Genomic DNA, 18,469 nt, shown 5'->3' on the forward strand with positions numbered 1-18,469 from the left:
AACGGCCGAACCGTCTTCACGGGCCGCTCTGAACAATAGCGCCGGTCGGGGTTCACGGGCAAGGCGGCGAATAGCGGGTTTTGCGATGAAGCTTCGCCACCGGCGGCTTAGCCACTGCACCTAACCTGTCCAAGCTGTTAGGGTCGCGATGGAGGATAGATCATCATGCGGTATCCCTTGGCTGCGGCAACTTGAATGCTCCAGATGTTCGACTAAACAGCGCAAGACGGTTGATAGGCGAGAGATTTGTAGAATGGTCTAAATACCCTACTTAGCCGGCAGTCGTTGACGCGCAATGGTAGCGCTGTTAATGATCTGCTTATCGGCTTTGCAGAACTTAGCCGCCCATTTCGCATCGACCTACAGAGGGTTCGGATGACGCCCAGCGTGAATGAGCGAACAGTGCTACTCTTCAATCTCATTGTCGGCGCCGTTCCCGCTGAAGCTGCGCCAAGCGCAAGGCAGTTACCCTTTAGGGAAATCGCTGCTATCCTTCAACGCGTTAAGGACGCGGGATTGGCTGTCGAAATTCGCAGCGCCGATGAGGTTCAGCAAGAAGAGGAAGCGGACGCTCAAGCTGAAGTGCATCTGCCACAGATCGGAAACCCTGCAGTACCAGTCGTGGCACTGCCAGCGGCCGAGGTCGCGGTGCTAGAGCGACCGGCTGGTGCTCCAGCAGGGCGGGCCAACGCCATAATCCTTCAACACATCGAGATCCATCCCGATGATGGGACGGTCAGCTTGTTCTTCCAGGCTGGCGATGCTCAGGGAACAAACCCGGCCTTCTTAAATCCGACCACTCGGGGGATCCGGTTTGCTCGGCCGCGGGCGGGTGAATCAAATGGCTATTCTGCTCATTTAGTTATTGGATCATCTCGGCAAAATGGCGTCTATCGGGCCGCCCTTGAACGTATGCCGAGCCTTGGCCGCAACGCGATTATCTCGTTCCTAAATCGCCTCATCACTCTGGGCGTCAAAATGGACGAGGATCGCGGTCGCTGGCTTTTTATTGATCCAGAAAGAAAACAACGTTCATACCGTCCCAAAATGTCTTCAACTCTTCAGATGTCTCGGCAGCTCGGGCAGGACCTTCAGGAAAATGCTCTTACAACGATTGAGCTTATTGGCGATGATGTAATTGATGAGTTTGACGAATTCGATCAGGTAACGCCTATTCGACGCCGTATGGAGTTGAGAGTTAAAAGTGACAGGCTAGGAGAGAACGCAGTAAATTTGCTTAACGGGCTTCTCGTTAAGGCAAGGAATCTGCGCTATACCAGAATGGACATTAAATTACGGCGAACGGCGACTGGACAGACATCTTCAGCTCGCTTGAACACTGCTATGATGGATGCGGCAGAGGCTGTTTACGCGCGCAACGAGATTATAAACGGATTTGAAAGGGAGCTTGAGCAGTGCTGGGAGGCGATACACCAACCGACGGTCGCCAAGATCAAGCGGCTCGTTCAGAACAACGACCTATGGAACTAAGACCCAGACACATTGGGTCGTCCATCAAACGCTTGTTCGTCCCTATGCGCTATCTCAGGATTTCACATCCGGAGAAGAAAGTTTACGATATAATATTACCAATAATTTTTGTGATAACTGGCTTGGGCATATATAACGCACTGCCCGTAAAGCCACCCTTATTGGGCGATAACGGTGTCTTGAAAGATTTTAAGGATGTTCTTACCCTTCTTATCGCATTTTTTGTAGCAGCTCTTGCTGCTATTGCTACTTTCCAGAGGCCTGGGTTAGACGAAGTCATGAAAGGGTCCAACCCACCTTCTATCCCTGTTTACCAGTACTCTAGAAAATGGTGGAAACCCCTGACGAGACGGGAGTTTTTGTGCCATCTTTTTGGATATCTTTCTTTCCTTAGCCTTATACTTTTCGTTACAATAACCATTGTCAAGATATCATCCCCCTCTCTAAAGCAAGTGGTTGAGCCACACTCATACATACTTATCAAAAATATTTTCATTGCGCTATTCTCTGGGGGGATAGGACACCTCTTAGTTACAACAATGCTTGCTTTATATTATCTAACTGACCGAATCCATAGAGAGTAATTTGGCCCGATAGAGTTGGAAGGCCCCCGACCAAACTACGCCGAAGGCTCTACCATCTTGCAACATTATCGGATCCACACCGGACACCGATGCCAGTACGTCGAAGATTGACCGACCAAGGAACTCCGGGCACTGATGAAGACCCCAATGGCCCGCGATCCCGATATGGCCGGTCTGCCAAACTGGCCGCGTCTTTTGACACGTGCGCAGGCTGCCTCCTACCTGGGCTTGACCATCAATGGCTTTAGCCGGGGCATGGAGGATGGGATGTGGCCTAGTCCTATTACCTATGGCGGCAGTAAGCTATGGGACCGCCGCCGCCTCGACGAAGCAGTGGACCTGTTGTCCGGCTATGTGATCGAAACCTACGAGCAAGATGTGGAGGAAGCGGATCGGAAGCGGCGGCGTGACGCCTGGAACGCAAAGCGCCGATAGGCTGAATAGAAAGTCGGTGCCGAGAACCGGCCAGCAGGCACGAAAGCCCGCGGCACCGACCAATCGCTACGTCTACACCCGCTGTTCGGGGGCGACCTGCCGTACCATGAAGTCACGCAGCAGGGTCACGGCGGCTTCTTGCGCCTCCACCCAATTGCCATCGGTCAGGCCGGTGACGCCGTCCACCAGCAGGTTCAGCACGGCCAGCGCATCGGCCGGGGTCCGGGGCAGCGTGGTGAATACCACGCGCCGGATCTCGCACGCTTCCACCACCAAATGATCCAGCGGATCGTCGGCGCCGTCTTTGACGGCGGCTTGGTAATCGCCCAGCAGGGCGAACACCTTGGCGCTGGCGGCGGAGAAGGTCACGCCCAGCCCCGGAATGAGGGTCGATCCGCCGGTCCGCCCCATCGCCGCGCGGGCGATACGTTCGGCCGGACCGTCAATTGATTCGATCATGCGCCACAGCATTCCGGCGTGATGAACATTGTCCAGGATCTCCTTCAGGTCCGGCGTCATGTCGCTCCCGAAGACGATGACTTCCCAGGCGTCTTCGCAGTCGATGTACTTGGTCAACAAATAGCGGAGCTGGCGCGCCATCCCGTCCATGGTTTTCGGGCAGAATTCCTCGATGCGCAGACCAATGTTGAAAGCAATATCCTCGTAGAGCCTTTCTTCGCCATCCGGGGCGCACTGGTAGGCCGTCACGGCGTCGGTGAAGGCGTCCCAGGCGAACAGCAGTTCGGCGTCGGGATGGGCGCCCGGCCGGGTGCCGCGCTTGGGCAGTCCGTTGATGCAGCCGGGCAAAGTCGTGGTATTCTCGGAACCAGCCATGGTCCGTAGCTCCTCTACAGCTCGGGTTGTGGTTAGGCCGAACCGGGAGGTGCGAACTCCCGATTCGGTCGCCTTGTCCTCCAGGGCCAAGATTGATACAGTGTGTCAAACGCCGACTATTACAGTCAATAGAAACTTTGACACACTGTGATAAGGTTTGTGATGACACCGGAACAATGCAAGATGGCTCGTGCCGGGCTTGGCCTTGGAGTTCGAGATTTGGCAGCCTTGGCAGAAGTGGCCCCTGGAACCATCACTCGGCTAGAGCGCGGGGAGAGCATCTATCCAAGGACTCTGGAAACGATCCGCGCGGCCCTTGAAGCGGCTGGGATCGTGTTCGTCCCCGCTGGCCCGTATCAAGGCGAAGGTGGCCCCGGTATCCGGTTCAACGCCCCGCCGGATGAATGATATATCCGGGGTGCGGCCAGTCTCCCCTTCAGCCTGCCGCGCGATCAGCCGGGAACGGTACGACATTAGTGGGAGGCGGGTTGCTGATGCCCACCATCCGGTGTATCTCGGAAAAAGCACACACTTATTATAGAGGCGGCTCCCGCCGTATGAACCTCACGGAGTTTCTGTACATATACGCACCGATTACTAAAGCAATACCAGCTCCCGTACCCGCAGATACGAGGAGTCCAGTTAGAGAAAGATCGACATGAATTTTATCGGCAATAAAGCTAATTAACCCAAAACCAGCAACAGCGCCTACGACGCCCCATTGTTTTTGCTCACTTACAGTCATCCCATGAACTTTTATTGCTCCGCAGCCTGGACAAACACGTTGAACAACCTGAGTTCCGCAATGACCGCACGCATAAGCCATTGGACTTTCCCTTATAAATGCAAGTGTTTCTCCTGAAATTCCTACCATATCGGGAGCATGGATTTGAACGAAACAACTCAAACTGTGTAAGAAAGTCGCAGGCGACAGCGCTCAATCAGCGCAGCAGCGCTGCGGTGATGATCTCTTTGTAGCGCTCGTCGGCGGTCAGCCGGACCGCCACGTCTTCCGGCACAGCGGCCAGCAGTTCGGCAATCAGCTCCGCCGTGTGGCGTTCCCGATTCGCTTTGCGTTGACGATGAATTCGGGCGCGCTCCGCACCGGAGAGCGGTTGTTCAAGCTGCCTCGGTCTAGCTTGCATCAAGCCCTCTTTTCGTTACGCAACGAAAATAGCGTTACGCAACGATAACAGCAAGGGGTTTTGTTGCGTAACGCGATAAGTTGATCGAGGGTGGGAGCCCTCCACGCCGCTACGAGTTTGTCTCGCGCTGTTGGGCGGTGCAGGCCTGCACGAAGGCAAGGCCGAGCGGTGTGATCGCGGCGGTCGCCGGATGCATCCAGCCGCCCCAGGTCATACCGAGCGTGATGCACCCCAGCCGGTAGAGATTCCCGAGGGACACAGCCACGTCCTTTGTCGGCATAGCCGCGTCCGCTTCGCTCTGTTCGTCGATCTCAACGCACTCAGGCAACTTGCCCGTCAGGACGGTGCCGTTCCCCGCGTTCGGAGCCGTTGCGATAGCCACGAGGCACTTCACATCAAGGGCCGTCATGTCGGCGAGTATGGACACGAACGCACGCCGCATCTCGGTTCCGCTGGCGGCATCCGCCGCGTTCGTCAGCAAGGTCGCCCATCGGTCCTGGAGATTGTCGTCCTCCTCAACTGCGGCGTAAGAGAGAAGCGGCAGCCCAACCGCCAGGGGAAGCTGTCGAGTTGGCCCGGACATGCCCCGCTCCTTCATGAGCGCATCGACGCGATCCATTAGCCGGATCCGACGCTCGAACCGCGCGACCTTGAGCTGGTCCTGGACCATCCCCACCACCTCAGTCGCCGGCCCGGCAATGAAGCTCCCCAGGTCGCGAGCTGCGTCCACCACCTTTCCGCCAAGCTCGGCGGACGCCTTCACCGCTTTGGCCCATCCGCCCGATGGATCGTCCATTCCCCACTCCCCTCCGAATCACAAGGACAGCCGGAGGATAGCGCCTGCCGTGGTCCATTGCATCGCAATGGCACGGACACGCCTTGTCCGAAATGCGGACATCGTGCGGACACAAAAGCAAAGGCCCCGGCAGATCGCTCGGGGCCTTCGTCTAACCACTTGATATTCAAGCTGTTTTTGGTGATCCGGGTGGGATTCGAACCCACGGCCACATGATTAAAAGTCACGTGCTCTACCAACTGAGCTACCGGATCGGAACTCATGCGAGACGGGAAAACCGGAAGAAAACCGGCCTCCCGCTCGGGTGGGCGCACCATAGGGAGACGCGCCGGGAAGGTCAACCATCGTGTTCACGATGGCATTCAAGAAATCAGCGCGCTCCGGCAAACCGCCCGAACAGCCTCACGACAGGGTCTGGACCTTGCTGGTCTCGCCGTCACCCCCGGCATCCAGGGCGAAACGCTGGGTCAGACGCTCGGCGACGCGTGGCGAGACGAAATGGCGGATGTCGCCGCCCAGGCGCCCGATCTCCTTCACGAAGCGCGACGAGATGAATTGGTGCTTTTCCGACGACATCAGGAAGATCGTCTCGACCTTCGGATTCAGCCGCGCGTTCATCCCCGCCATCTGGAACTCGTACTCGAAGTCCGAGACGGCGCGCAGGCCGCGGATTATGACGCTGGCGTTCATCTCGATGGCGAAATGCATCAGCAGCGTGTCGAAGGCGCGAACCTCGATGCTGGCGCCGTTGTTCAGCCCCGCCACATCCTCCCGCACCATCTCCACCCGCTCGTCGGTCGAGTAGAGGGGGCCCTTGCCGGCGTTGCGGGCGACGCCGATGATCAGGTGATCGACCTGACGGGCCGCCCGCTGGATGATGTCCATGTGGCCGTTGGTGATCGGGTCGAAGGTGCCGGGATAGACACCGACCCGACGCTTGCCGCTGGTCTCGGACACGCTGCTCACCATGGGAGTTCCCCTCTCCGCCCTGCCGTTACTCGTTCGACCCGCCGGCAAAACCGCCGGCGCCGTCCGTCTGACCATCCGGAGCGCCGTCCACCGACGCTTCGGTCTCGCCGCCCTGCCCGTTCTCCGCCTCGTCCTCGGCGATGGAGGCCACAGACACCACCCGCTCCTCCGCCCCCACGCGGAACAGCGTGACGCCCAGCGTCTTTCGGCCCGCCACCCGCACGTCGTGCAGCGGCATGCGGATCACTTGGCCGCCGTTGGTCACCATCATCACCTGATGGCTCGCCTCCACCGGGAAGGTGGCGACGATCGAGCCGTTGCGCTCGCCCATCTCCATGTTCCAGATGCCCTGGCCGCCACGGCCGGCCACCCGGTATTCGTAGGAGGAGGAGCGCTTGCCGTACCCCTTGTCCGACACGGTCAGGATGTACTGCTCGCGCCGCTTCAACTCCTCATAGCGCTCCGGCGACAGGGTGACCGCCTCGGCCGAAACCTCCTCGGCCTCGGGGGCCGCCTCGCCCTCCATCTCGACGCCTTCCTCGCGGCGCATCTTGAAGAAGGCGGCGCGCTCCTCCGCCGACGCCTCGACATGGTCGAGCATCGACATGGACACGACCTCGTCGCCATCGGCCAGCTTGATGCCGCGCACGCCGGTCGAGGTGCGGCCGGCGAAGACACGCACGTCGTCGACCTGGAAGCGGATGCATTTGCCGCCGCTGGTCGCCAGCAGCACGTCGTCGGTCTCGGAGCAGGTGCGCACCGCGATCAAGCGCTCGCCCTCCTCCTCCAGCTTCATGGCGATCAGGCCGTTGGAGCGGATGTTGGCGAAGTCGGACATGCGGTTGCGCCGCACGTTGCCCTTCGACGTCGCGAAGACGACGTGCAGATCGGCCCAGGTCGCCTCGTCCTCGGGCAGCGGCAGCACGGTGGTGATGGTCTCGCCGTCGATCAGCGGCAGCAGATTCACGAAGGCCTTGCCGCGCGCCTGCGGGTTGCCGAGCGGCAGCCGGTAGACCTTCAGCTTGTAGACCATGCCGCGGTTCGAGAAGAGCAGCAGCGGCGTGTGGGTGTTGGCGACGAACAGGTCGCTGACCGCGTCCTCCGCCTTCATCGACATGCCGGCGCGGCCCTTGCCGCCGCGCTTCTGCGACCGGTAGGTCGAGAGCGGCACCCGCTTCACGTAGCCCGACTGGCTGACGGTGACGACCATGTCCTCGCGCTGGATCAGGTCCTCGATGTCGGCCTCGAACTCCAGCTCCTGGATCTCGGTGCGGCGCGGGTTGCCGAAGCGCTCCTTCATCTCGACGAGTTCGTCGCGCAGGATGCCCAGCAGCTTCGGCCGGTTGGCGAGCGTCGCCAGGAAATCGGCGATCTGGTCGGTGACGTCCGTCAGCTCGGCGCCGATCTTGTCGCGCTCCAGACCGGTCAGCCGGTGCAGGCGCAGGTCGAGGATGGCGCGGGCCTGCTGGTCCGACAGGCGGTAGGTGCCCTGCGGGCTGACGCCGCGGCCCGGCTCGTCGATCAGCTCGATCAGCGGGCCGACGTCGTGCACCGGCCACTCGCGCTCCATGATGGATTCGCGCGCCCACACCGGATCGGGGGCGCTGCGGATGAGCTGGATCATCGCGTCGAGGTTGGCGACGGCGACGGCGAGGCCGACCAAGGTGTGCGCCCGCTCGCGCGCCTTGCCCAGCAGGAACTCGGTCCGCCGGGTGATGACCTGCTCGCGGAACTGGACGAAGGCCTCGATGATCTGCTTGAGGTTCAGCAGCTCGGGGCGCCCGCCGCGCAGCGCCAGCATGTTGACGCCGAACGAGGTCTGGAGCTGGGTGTGGCGGAAGAGCTGGGCCAGCACCACCTCGGGCACCGCGTCGCGCTTCAGCTCGACCACCACGCGCACGCCGTCGCGGTCGGATTCGTCGCGCAGGTCGGCGATGCCCTCGATGGTCTTGTCGTTGACGACCTCGCCGATGCGCTCCATCAGCTTGGCCTTGTTGACCTGGTAGGGAATCTCGGTGGCGACGATGGCGAAGCGGTCCTTGCGGATCTCCTCGATGTCGGTCTTCGCGCGCAGCACGACCGAACCACGCCCGGTCTGCAAGCCCGAACGGCTGCCCGAACGGCCGAGGATCAGGCCGCCCGTCGGGAAGTCGGGACCGGGCACATGCTCCATCAGCTCGTCGAGCGTGATGTCGTTGTCGTCGATGTAGGCGCAGCAGGCGTCGATCACCTCGCCCAGATTGTGGGGCGGGATGTTGGTCGCCATGCCGACGGCGATGCCGCCGGCGCCGTTGACCAGGATGTTGGGGAAGCGCGCCGGGACGACGGTCGGCTCGCGGCCCGAATCGTCATAGCTCGCCTGGAAGTCGATGGTGTCCTTGTCGATGTCGTCGAGCAGAGCCTCGGCCGACTTGGCGAGCCGCGCCTCGGTGTAGCGCATCGCCGCCGCCGGGTCGCCGTCCATCGAGCCGAAATTGCCCTGGCCGTCGATCAGCGGCAGCCGCATGGAGAAGTCCTGCGCCATGCGGACCATGGCGTCGTAGATCGCGCTGTCGCCGTGCGGGTGGTATTTACCCATCACGTCGCCGACGATGCGCGCCGACTTCTTGTAGGGCTTGGTCGAGTCGTACCCGCCCTCCTTCATCGCGTAGAGGATGCGCCGATGCACCGGCTTCAGCCCGTCGCGGACGTCGGGCAAAGCGCGGCTCACGATCACGCTCATCGCGTAGTCGAGATACGATTTCCGCATCTCGTCTTCGATGTTGATCGGCGCGATGTCGGAGGCGGGAGGAAGGGGCGCGTTGCTCAAGCAGGGACACTCATTCTTCGGTCGGCGCCGCCGCGGGACCGCGGTGGCGCTGGCCCTGCGGGCCGAAGGTTAACAGCTGGAAATATACCAGCTTTCGCATATGCACACAACGCCTGGGGCCGTTTTCCGGCGCCGGGGAGCACCCCGGCCGGTCAACGGCGGCTCAGATGCGCGAAGCGCAGCGAAAGAACGCTGACGGATACCACACTGGCGATCAAAATGCCCTCGAAAAGCCCGCGCGCGCCCCGATCCAGCCCGAACACGAGCAGGGCGGACACGGGAATCATCACCACGGCGTAGGACACGAAATGCAGCGCCGTCGGCACCCAGGCGTCGTGACGGCCACGCAGCGCGTTGGCCATCACCGTCTGCCCGCCGTCGGCGATCAGGATCCAGGCGCCGAAGGCGATCAGCGGCGCCACGGCGGCCAGCAGATTCTCGTCGGTGGTGTAGATGGCGCCGATGGTCTCGGGCAGCAGCCGGTAGAGCACGCCAACCACCGCCAGAATGGCGCTGGTGACGGCCAGACCGGTCCAGCCGGCCATCGCCATGTCGCGGCGGTCGCCCTGCCCGTAGGCGACGCCGACCCGCACCGCCGTCGCCGAGGCCAGCCCGACCGCCGCCATGAAGGGCAGCGCGATCAGGTTCAGCCCGACCGTGTAGGCGCCGAGCGCCAGCGGCGAGATCATGCCGGCGAACAGCCCGAGCGCCGCGAAGGCGCCGCTCTCGACGCCGATGCTGGTCCCGGCGGCGTAGCCGAGATGACGCTGTTTCGCCGCGCCCGACCACCAGTCCTTCACCGGAACGCGGACGTGCCAGCGGGCGTGGTCGCTCATCCACCAGGCGTAGGCGACCAGCCCGATCCCCATCGCCCAGCGCACGGCCGTCGTCGCCCAGGCCGACCCGACCGCTCCCATGGCGGGAAAGCCGAGATGCCCCCAGACCAGCGCCCAGGCCAGCAGCCCGTTGACGATGTTGCCCAGCACCATCGCCACCATGCCGGGGATTGGACGCTTGATGCCCTCCAGGAAGAAGCCGGTGGTGATGTAGAGCATCATGCCCGGCGAGCCGAGCCCGAGCACGGCGAGCACGGCCCCGCCGCCCCGCGCCAGATCCTCGGTCTGGCCGCCCAGCCGGAACAGCGGCGCCCCCAGCAGCGAGATCAGCGCGAAGAGCACGCCCAGCAGCAGGGCGTAGGGAATCGAGCGGCGCCAGGTCCGCCCGCACTCCGCCTCGTTCCCGGCGCCCAGCGCGTGGGCGGTGATCATCACCGTGCCCATCAGCAGCCCGACCCCGGTGCCGACCATGATGTTGGCCGGCAGGTGCGCCAACCCGTAATAGGCCAGTTCCTGCGCGGCGTAGCGGCCGACGATCGCGGTGTCGACCGCCATCATCACCATCAGCCCGGCGCGCGAAACGATCACCGGGGCCGCCAGCCGCAGCAGTTCGCCAACATGGCCGCGCAGGCGTTCGGACTGGGACAGGGCGATGGAGGTCATGATGGTCACACGCGGTCTGTTGACGGGTGGCGGCTGAACGGGCGGTGATCGAAAACTGGGCAGACTGTCGAAAAGCCGGTCATCTTGACCGCCCGGCGTACCGCGTCAAGAGCGCTGAGCCGCACCGAATGGACGGTTGCGCGCCACGCATGGCGCCGTGGAACCAAGCCCGTCCGCGCGCCGTTGAACAGACGAACCCCCTGCCGCCCCATCCGCTCGCAAAGGAGACGACCATGCCCCGTGCAACGACCCGTGCGATTCAGCTTCCCGTGCGTGAGGTGGTGCTCATCAGCTTCGTCGTCGCCTTCGCGGCCCTGCTCACGGGCTGCAACACCGTGGAGGGGGCCGGGCAGGACATCAAGGCCGGCGGGCGGGCGATCGAACGTTCCGCCGAGTGAACGGCTCCGGCGATCGCGTTGGACGACCGCCAGCCCCGCCAGAACCGAGCCGACCAGAGCCAGAGCCATAGCCAGAGCCAAGGAGAGACAGCCCATGCCCGATCCGCAGAAGCCGGCCACCCCCGGCGAGATTCCGGCGCCGGCCACCCCGTCCACGCCGCAGCCCGATCGGCCGACAACCCCCGAGCCCTATCCGGTGCCGCCCAACCCGGATGTCCCCCCGGAAATGCCGCCGCCGGCCGACGAGCCAATGCCCGGCATGCCGAACCCGACCACCGCGTGAGACGCACCCCGCCCCTCCCTGACGAACGCTGGGGAGGGGCGAATTCCAAAACAAACCTCGCCATGAACAAGTATTGATGTCACAGAAAAATCACAGATAGCCTATTTCTCAAGAGAAATAATTTCGAATTCAGAACCACTTTAATATCACAGATCATTAAAAATGGGTTGATATGTGATATTACTCAAATGCCGAGAGTATTGCCTCCTTTTCCTATTTCGCTCTCCCCCTCGATTGCGGTTAATATTCCGTTAACGCAATCGAGGAGACGCGCTATGTCGACCTTCTGGGGAAAAGCCACCAACGACACCATCACCGGCACGGCGAACGGCGACCTCATCCACGGAATGGATGGTCATGACCGACTCGATGGCGGTGCCGGCAACGATCTGATGTATGGCGAGCGCGGCAACGATTCGCTGATCGGCGGCCTCGGCAACGACTCGCTGCACGGCGGCGACGGCAACGACTGGCTGGGCGACCCCTACGGCAACGAAGCCGGCGACGACATGATGTGGGGCGACCAGGGCAACGACCAGCTGTTCGGCGGGGCGGGCAACGACTGGCTCGACGGCGGCATCATGAACGACACCATCAAGGGCGGCCGCGGCAACGACACCATGATCGGCGGCGCCGGCGACGACTACCTGATCGACACGCTGCGCGACGACGGCAGCGACGTGTTCCAGCCCGGCACCGGCAACGACACGATGGTCAGCTACATGGACGGCACGCTCGACTGCTTCATCATGGAGCAGGCGGTCGGCGGCTTCGGCCACGACCAGATCCAGTATTTCGAGAAGGGGATCGACCGGATCGAGTTCAGCGGCTACACCGCGTCGCAGATGACCATGACGACATCTGGAAGCTCGACCATCTTCTCCTTCTACGACGGCTCGCATCTGACCGTGGACCAAACCGGCTTATCCGCCGGGCATGACTTCTTCTTCGTGTAGTCCAAAGACAATCTGACGGCGGGAGGCGGACGGCGATGGCCCATCCTCCGCCCCCCCACCTCTCTTTGGGAGTCCTCCTTCGGAGTGGCACGGCCAACCTCCAGCCTCCGCTGTTGCCTAGTCCAAGCGGACCCCCAATCCGCGCGCCACCAGCAGCGAGGCCTGATCCCATGAACCGTTCCCCGAAACGCTCCGTCCTCACCCTTGTGTCGGCCGGCGCGGTGCTGGCGCTGGGCGCCTGCGCCCAGACCGGCCCGGCGACGACGGCGCAGGACGTCTCCACCCTGTCGCCCCTGCAACTGGTCGGGCTGAGCGTGCAGTCGGCCGACGGGACGCGCACGCTGGGCAGCGTCGACGATCTCGTGGTGACTCCGGACAACCGGATCCAGCAGGTCATCGTCGGCACGGGCTCGCCGATGTACCCGACCGCGCGCAAGACCACGGTCAACACCGCCGATCTGCGCTACGCCCCCAACCGGCAGGCGGTGATCCTCGTCGGCATGACGCCCACCCAGTTCGCCGCCCTGCCGATGACCGACAGCACCGACCGCATGATCTCCATGGGCAGCGGCACCGCCACGGGCAACCCGTACCCGCCGCGAACGGGGCTGGAGCCGACCAACTGGACCGGCGCCACCACCCTTTCCCGCTGACGGCATCCCCCCGGCCGCCCCTCAGCCGTCGTCGCGCAGCACCGTGCAGCTCAGAGCCAGAACCTCGGCCGCCTTGTCGAGGTCGTCGGCGCGCACCAGCACATAATCGGTGCCATAGGTCGACATCGCGAGGATCGGCACATGCGCCTGCGCAAGCGGCACGGCGATGCGCGCCAGGACGCCGAACAGCGAGACGTCGAGCGGGCCTTCGACCTTGAAGGCCCGCCAGCCGCGCTCGGCCTTCACCCCCTCGGGAACGCGGTCCTCGCGGCAAAGGATCGACAGCCCCTCCCCCGTCCGCGTCGCCCCGACCAGCGGCTCGCTCCAGTCGAGCCAGGAAGGCAGCCCTTGCCCCGGCGGCACCTGCGCCACCGCCAGCCGGCCGGGCAGCACCGAGAGGGTCAGCCCGCTGTGGTCGCGCGGCGCCAGCGCGGCGGTCAACGTCGCCTCGTCCACCTCGAAGGGCTTCAGAATGCGTTGGGCACGGGCGGCCAGCGACGGCACATCCGACCGCAGCGCGCAGCCCAGCATCTCCGCCGCGGTCGCGCGCAGGTCGCCGTCCTGGTCGGCGAGATCGACGACCGCCTGCAAGGCGCTGGTCTGGACGATGCGGCTCGGGCTGTTCTCGAACCAGCCGGCCAGCAGGATGGCGGCGCGGTGGCGCTGCCCGCCGTCCAGCGTCAGGCGCGGCAGGATCCGCGCGATGTGCCAGCGCACCTCGGCCTGCTCGATGGCGACGGCGTCGGTCAGCAGGGATTCGGTGTAGGGATCGAGCCATGCCCCGTTGCCGCGCGACATCCGCTCCAGCGAATCCGCCGCGCGCATGCGCACGCTGGGATCACCGTCGAACAGGCAGGCGAACAGTTCCGGCAGCTTGGCCGGATTGGCCGCGACGTCCGCCGCGACGGAGGGGGCGTCGCCCTCGACCCGGCGGTCGCCTCGGGCAAGACGGGCGGCGATGGACAGACGGGCCTCCATCGGCACACGGCCGCCCACCCTAACCTTCCCCCGCCGGGCGGGGCGGGGGCATCGCGGCCCGAACCGGAACGATCATCCTATCGCCGCCCCGGCAGATGGCGGCCGAAGCGCGAGCCCGCCTTCAGCGCGGTCGGGCGCGGCGGCGGGGGTGGAGGCGGCGGGGGCGGCGTGTCGGCGCGCGGGACGCCGCCGCCGGCCGCCATCTCGGCCAGATCCCTGACCAGCTTCTGGACGCTGCGCACACGGGCCTGCGGGTCGGGCCATTCGCGGCTGTAGACCAGCTTGTGATCGGGCCGCAGCTTCATCAGCGTCAGGTGGCCGGCGATGTAGGTCAGCAGCTTGGCCGGTTCGGCGAAGACGTTGTCGTGGAAGGTCAGCACCAGCCCTTTCGGCCCGGCGTCGACCCGCTCGACGTTGGCCTGCTTGCACAGCCGCTTGATGGTGACGACGTCGAGCAGATTGTCGACCTCCTCCGGCAGCTTGCCGAAGCGGTCGATCAACTCGGCGGCGAAGCCATCGACCTCGGCGCGGTCGACCAGATCAGCAATGCGCCGGTAGAGCGACAGCCGCACCGTCAGGTCGGGCACGTAGCTTTCCGGGATCAGCACCGGCGTGCCGAGGTTGATCTGCGGCACCCACTCCTGCGCGGCGGCCGCCGCGATGGCGCCCTCCTGCATGGAGGCCCGCGCGTTGGCGACCGCCTCCTCCAGCATCTGCTGGTACAGCTCGACGCCGACCTCGCGCACCTGCCCCGACTGCTCCTCGCCCAGCAAATTGCCGGCGCCGCGGATGTCCATGTCGTGGCTGGCGAGCTGGAAGCCGGCCCCCAGGCTGTCGAGCGTCTCGATGACGTGCAGGCGCTGCTGCGCCGTGGAACTCAGGGGCTTGTTGGCGGCGTAGGTCAGATAGGCGTAGCCGCGCTTCTTCGAACGGCCGACGCGCCCGCGGATCTGGTAGAGCTGCGCCAGACCGAACAGGTCGGCGCGGTGGACGATCAGCGTGTTGGCGTTGGGGATGTCCAGCCCGCTCTCGATGATGTTGGTGGCGAGCAGAAGGTCGAACTTGCCCTCGTCAAAAGCGGTCATCACGTCTTCCAGCTCGCTGGCCGCCATCTGGCCGTGGGCCATGACCATCTTGACCTCGGGTACCAGCTCCTTCACCCGCTCGGCGACCTTCGCCAGATCCTCGACGCGCGGGCAGACGTAGAAGGTCTGGCCGCCCCGGTAATGCTCGCGCAGGATCGCTTCGCGGATCACCACCCCGTCATAGGGCAGCACGAAGGTCCGCACCGCCAGACGGTCGACCGGCGGCGTGGCGATCAGCGACAGCTCGCGCACGCCCGACAGCGCCATCTGGAGCGTGCGCGGGATCGGCGTCGCGGTCAGGGTCAGGACGTGGATGTCGGCGCGCAGCTCCTTCAGGCGCTCCTTCTGCTTGACACCGAAATGCTGCTCCTCGTCGACGATGACCATGCCGAGCTGCTTGAAGTCGAGCGTCTTAGCCAGCAGCGCGTGGGTGCCGACGACGATGTCGGCGGTGCCCTCGGCCAGTTCCTTCTTGACCAGCGTCTGCTCGCGCGCCGTCACCATGCGGGAGAGCTGCACCACCCGCACCGGCAGCCCGGCGAAGCGTGTCGCGAAGGTTTTGAAATGCTGGCGCGCCAGCAGCGTCGTCGGCACCACGACGGCGACCTGCTTGCCGCTCATCGCCACCATGAAGGCGGCGCGCAGCGCGACCTCGGTCTTACCGAAGCCGACGTCGCCGCAAACCAGACGGTCCATCGGCCGGCCGCTGCCGAGATCGGTGAAGATGTCCTCGATCGCCTTGAGCTGGTCGTCGGTTTCGGGATAGGGGAAGCGCGCGGCGAACTCCTGGTAGACGCCCTCCGGGGTCAGCACCGGGTCGGCCTTCTTCAGCATGCGCTCGGCGGCGATCTTCAGCAGGGCTTCCGCCATGTCCTTCAGGCGCTTCTTGACCCGCGCCTTGCGGCCCTGCCAGCCGGCGCCGCCCAGCTTGTCGAGCTGGACGTTGGCGTCCTCCGAGCCGTAGCGCGACAGGACCTCGATGTTCTCGACCGGGACGTAGAGCTTGTCGCCGCCCTCGTAGACGATGCGCAGGCAGTCGTGCGGCGCGCCGGTGACCTCCAGAGTCTCCAGCCCGTCGTAACGGCCGATGCCGTGGTCCATGTGGACGACGACGTCGCCCTCGTGCAGCGCCGAATGCTCGGCGATGAAGTTGGCGGCCTTGCGCTTCTTCTTGGCCGGACGGACGAGGCGGTCGCCGAGGATGTCCTGCTCGGTGATCACCGCCAGATCGGCCGCGGCGAAGCCGTGCTCCATCCCCAGCACGATGGTGCCGATCACGCCACGGTCGAAGCGGCGGACGTCCTCCATGCTGTCGGCCGGCTCCAGCCCCGGAATGCCGTGGTCGGCCAGCACGTTGGACAGGCGGTCGCGCGAGCCGGCCGAATAGCCGGCGACCAGCACCCGCCGCCCGTCCGCCCGCAGCGCCCGGATATGGTCCTTCACCGCGTCGAAGACGTTGACGTCGGGACGGTTGCGCTCCTCGGCGAAGTCGTGGCCGCGCTTGCCGCCGGCGTCCACCGTGCCCTTGATGCCGGGGGGCGTGGCGAAGACCTGCAACTGCGCCACCGCGCGCTGGCTCAGCAGCACGTCCCAGCTTCCGGAATCGAGGAACAGCGAGCGGACCGGCACCGGCTTGTAGACCGGCGCGCCCGTCCGTTTCTCGATCGCCATCATGCCGTCGCGCGAGGCGTGGAAATCCTCGATCTGGGCAAGGCGGGCGTCGCGCGCCTCCAGCGCCTGATGGTCGAGGCTGACGATGCCGCGCGGCAGGTAATCGAAGATCGTGTCCATGCTCTCATGGAACAGCGGCAGCCAATGCTCCATCCCGCCGTAGGAACGGCCGGCGGAGATCGCCTCGTAGAGCGGATCGTCATTGGTGACCGCGCCGAACAGCTCGCGGTAGCCGGAACGGAAGCGGGCGATCCCGGCCTCGTCGAGGAAGACCTCCGACATCGGCTTCAGCTCGACCTTGTCGCGCTTCTCGGTGGTGCGCTGGCTCATCGGGTCGAAGGCGCGCACCCCCTCCAGCTCGTCGCCGAACAGGTCGAGGCGCAGCGGCTCGTCGGTGCCGGGTGGGAACAGGTCGACGATGCCGCCGCGGATGGCGAACTCGCCCGGCTCGCGCACCGTCTGGGCGCGGGTGTAGCCGTTGCCGGCGAGGTAGCGCTGGAGCTTCTCCAGGTCGATGCGGTCGCGCAACTTGGCCTGGAAGGTCGCGTCCTTGAAGGCCGAGCGGGGCGGCACCTTCTGCACCGCCGCGTTGACCGTGGTCAGCACCAGCAGCGGCGCCAGCCCGTCTCGGTGGCCGGCCGCCGCCTGCCGGGCGATCAGCCGGGTCAGCGCGTCGATGCGCTTGGCGACGATGCCGCCGTTGGGCGACACGCGGTCGTAGGGCAGGCAGTCCCAGGCCGGAAGGGTCAGCACCTCCAGCCCCGGCGCGAAGAAGGCCAGCGCCTCGGCCAGCAGGGCGGCACGCGTGTCGTCGAGCGCAACGTGCAGCAGCCCGTAGGCCCCGGCTTTCTTCGCAAGCTCGGCGAGGACGCGGGCGTCCTGCCCTTCCGGCGCGCCGCCGATCAGGAGACGGCCGGCGCGGCCGGGCTGGAGATCGAAACTGACCAAGGGACATGCCTTCGCGAACGGGTGGGACGGGCGCCCCGGAGCGTCAGGAACCCTGGCGCGGGGTGTAGCGGAACGCGGTCAACAGCCGCATGACGTCGTTGTCATGCTCGGCCGGCACCGGCTCGCGCCCGGACATCCAGTTGTAGAGATCGGGATCGCTCAGTTCCAGCAGAGCCTCGTAACGGTCGAGCATGCCACTGTCGAAGCCGCCGACATGGGCGTCGGCGAAGCTGCCGATCAGCAGATCCATCTCGCGCATGCCGCGATGCCAGGAACGGAAGCGCAGCCGCTTGCGGCGGTCGTCGATGGATTCGCCGGTGGATTTCACGGCGGATGGCGCCGTCTGGTCAGCGTGCTCGGTCATCGTCTCTCAACATCGAAAGCCCCTCGGCCACCGGCGGAGGGGGAACCATTCAGGAACCCCATCCTGCACGGGCGGCACCGGGGATGCAACCGCTCGCGCGCGGCTTGACCGAAGGACCATCCCGACCATATAGGAAGCGACCCCGGCGGGGACGACCCCGCCGCCCAAAGGGGAGAACACGCGCGGGGACGGCCCTGCCTTCCGACCAGAAGGAGGCGCCGTCATGGCGTGGATCGTACTTGCGTTGGCCGGCCTGCTGGAAATCGGCTGGGCCATCGGCCTCAAGCACACCGAAGGCTTCACCCGCCTGTGGCCCAGCGTCTGGACCGCGGCGGCCATGCTGGGCAGCATCGGCCTGCTCGGCATCGCCCTGAAGACGCTGCCGCTCGGCACCGCCTACGCCGTATGGACCGGGATCGGCACGGTCGGCACCGCCATCCTCGGCATGGCGCTGTTCGGCGAACCGGCGGGTGCGGCGCGCCTGCTCTGCATCGCCGCCATCATCGGCGGAATCGCCGGACTGAAGCTGCTGCACGGCTGAAAACCGTGCGAAGCAACCGCTTTCTCACGT

16 protein-coding genes and 1 tRNA gene are annotated in these 18,469 nt (G+C 64.7%); 7 read left to right on the plus strand and 10 right to left on the minus strand.

Going from position 1 to position 18,469, the window contains the following annotated elements; translation table 11 throughout:
* Positions 1-375 precede the first annotated feature (375 nt).
* Both JN22_RS27790 and JN22_RS27795 read left to right on the plus strand, forming a co-directional pair.
* Positions 376-1,491 carry a hypothetical protein gene (locus JN22_RS27790; RefSeq protein WP_143268509.1) on the plus strand — a complete coding sequence of 372 codons (1,116 nt, stop codon included), beginning with the start codon at positions 376-378 and terminating at the stop codon, positions 1,489-1,491.
* A gap of 719 nt (positions 1,492-2,210) precedes the next feature.
* The gene (locus JN22_RS27795) at positions 2,211-2,510 is read left to right on the plus strand and encodes a hypothetical protein (RefSeq protein ID WP_085556962.1); all 300 of its coding nucleotides are present in this window, start codon (positions 2,211-2,213) and stop codon (positions 2,508-2,510) included.
* Between the two features lie 72 nt (positions 2,511-2,582).
* On the opposite strand, the gene JN22_RS27800 is transcribed toward JN22_RS27795, so the two are convergent.
* The 7 genes from JN22_RS27800 to JN22_RS27835 all read right to left on the minus strand — a co-directional run bounded on the left by JN22_RS27800 (position 2,583) and on the right by JN22_RS27835 (position 10,562).
* Positions 2,583-3,344 (minus strand): hypothetical protein, encoded by a 762-nt coding sequence (locus tag JN22_RS27800; RefSeq protein ID WP_143268511.1) that lies wholly within the window; start codon positions 3,342-3,344, stop codon positions 2,583-2,585.
* A 941-nt stretch (positions 3,345-4,285) separates the two neighbouring features.
* Complete coding sequence (locus tag JN22_RS27810; protein ID WP_085556965.1) at positions 4,286-4,489, minus strand: hypothetical protein; 204 nt, start codon at positions 4,487-4,489, stop codon at positions 4,286-4,288.
* A 109-nt stretch (positions 4,490-4,598) separates the two neighbouring features.
* Positions 4,599-5,285 (minus strand): Abi-alpha family protein, encoded by a 687-nt coding sequence (locus tag JN22_RS27815; protein WP_085556966.1) that lies wholly within the window; start codon positions 5,283-5,285, stop codon positions 4,599-4,601.
* Between the two features lie 178 nt (positions 5,286-5,463).
* Positions 5,464-5,539 (minus strand) — tRNA-Lys (locus tag JN22_RS27820).
* 148 nt (positions 5,540-5,687) lie between these two features.
* Entirely contained in the window at positions 5,688-6,254 is a 567-nt protein-coding gene (coaD, locus tag JN22_RS27825) for a pantetheine-phosphate adenylyltransferase (protein ID WP_085556967.1), read from the minus strand.
* Between the two features lie 25 nt (positions 6,255-6,279).
* Complete coding sequence (gene gyrA, locus JN22_RS27830; RefSeq protein WP_085556968.1) at positions 6,280-9,063, minus strand: DNA gyrase subunit A; 2,784 nt, start codon at positions 9,061-9,063, stop codon at positions 6,280-6,282.
* 152 nt (positions 9,064-9,215) lie between these two features.
* A complete protein-coding gene (locus tag JN22_RS27835; RefSeq protein ID WP_085557374.1) occupies positions 9,216-10,562 on the minus strand; it encodes an MATE family efflux transporter in 1,347 nt (448 codons plus the stop codon).
* A gap of 233 nt (positions 10,563-10,795) precedes the next feature.
* Here JN22_RS27835 and JN22_RS27840 point away from each other — a divergent pair, with 233 nt between their 5' ends.
* From JN22_RS27840 to JN22_RS27855, 4 genes are all read left to right on the plus strand, one after another.
* The gene (locus JN22_RS27840) at positions 10,796-10,960 is read left to right on the plus strand and encodes an entericidin A/B family lipoprotein (protein WP_085557375.1); all 165 of its coding nucleotides are present in this window, start codon (positions 10,796-10,798) and stop codon (positions 10,958-10,960) included.
* 94 nt (positions 10,961-11,054) lie between these two features.
* Entirely contained in the window at positions 11,055-11,243 is a 189-nt protein-coding gene (locus tag JN22_RS27845) for a hypothetical protein (protein WP_085556969.1), read from the plus strand.
* Positions 11,244-11,518: 275 nt separating this feature from the next.
* Positions 11,519-12,199, plus strand: coding sequence for a calcium-binding protein (locus JN22_RS27850; protein ID WP_085556970.1), 681 nt, complete (start codon positions 11,519-11,521; stop codon positions 12,197-12,199).
* 170 nt (positions 12,200-12,369) lie between these two features.
* Positions 12,370-12,852 carry a hypothetical protein gene (locus JN22_RS27855; protein WP_085556971.1) on the plus strand — a complete coding sequence of 161 codons (483 nt, stop codon included), beginning with the start codon at positions 12,370-12,372 and terminating at the stop codon, positions 12,850-12,852.
* A 21-nt stretch (positions 12,853-12,873) separates the two neighbouring features.
* Here JN22_RS27855 and JN22_RS27860 read toward each other — a convergent pair whose 3' ends face one another.
* The 3 genes from JN22_RS27860 to JN22_RS27870 are packed head-to-tail and all read right to left on the minus strand — an operon-like array spanning position 12,874 to position 17,898.
* Positions 12,874-13,848, minus strand: a complete 975-nt coding sequence (locus tag JN22_RS27860; protein ID WP_223677915.1) for an ACT domain-containing protein — start codon at positions 13,846-13,848, stop codon at positions 12,874-12,876.
* A 59-nt stretch (positions 13,849-13,907) separates the two neighbouring features.
* Positions 13,908-17,534, minus strand: coding sequence for a transcription-repair coupling factor (gene mfd / locus JN22_RS27865; protein ID WP_085556973.1), 3,627 nt, complete (start codon positions 17,532-17,534; stop codon positions 13,908-13,910).
* Positions 17,535-17,577: 43 nt separating this feature from the next.
* Positions 17,578-17,898, minus strand: coding sequence for an FAD assembly factor SdhE (locus JN22_RS27870; RefSeq protein WP_085556974.1), 321 nt, complete (start codon positions 17,896-17,898; stop codon positions 17,578-17,580).
* 223 nt (positions 17,899-18,121) lie between these two features.
* Between JN22_RS27870 and sugE the strand changes: the two genes are divergently transcribed.
* Complete coding sequence (gene sugE, locus JN22_RS27875; protein ID WP_085556975.1) at positions 18,122-18,439, plus strand: quaternary ammonium compound efflux SMR transporter SugE; 318 nt, start codon at positions 18,122-18,124, stop codon at positions 18,437-18,439.
* Positions 18,440-18,469 lie beyond the last annotated feature (30 nt).

The organism is Azospirillum agricola (genome assembly GCF_020005195.1).
GTDB lineage: Bacteria > Pseudomonadota > Alphaproteobacteria > Azospirillales > Azospirillaceae > Azospirillum > Azospirillum agricola.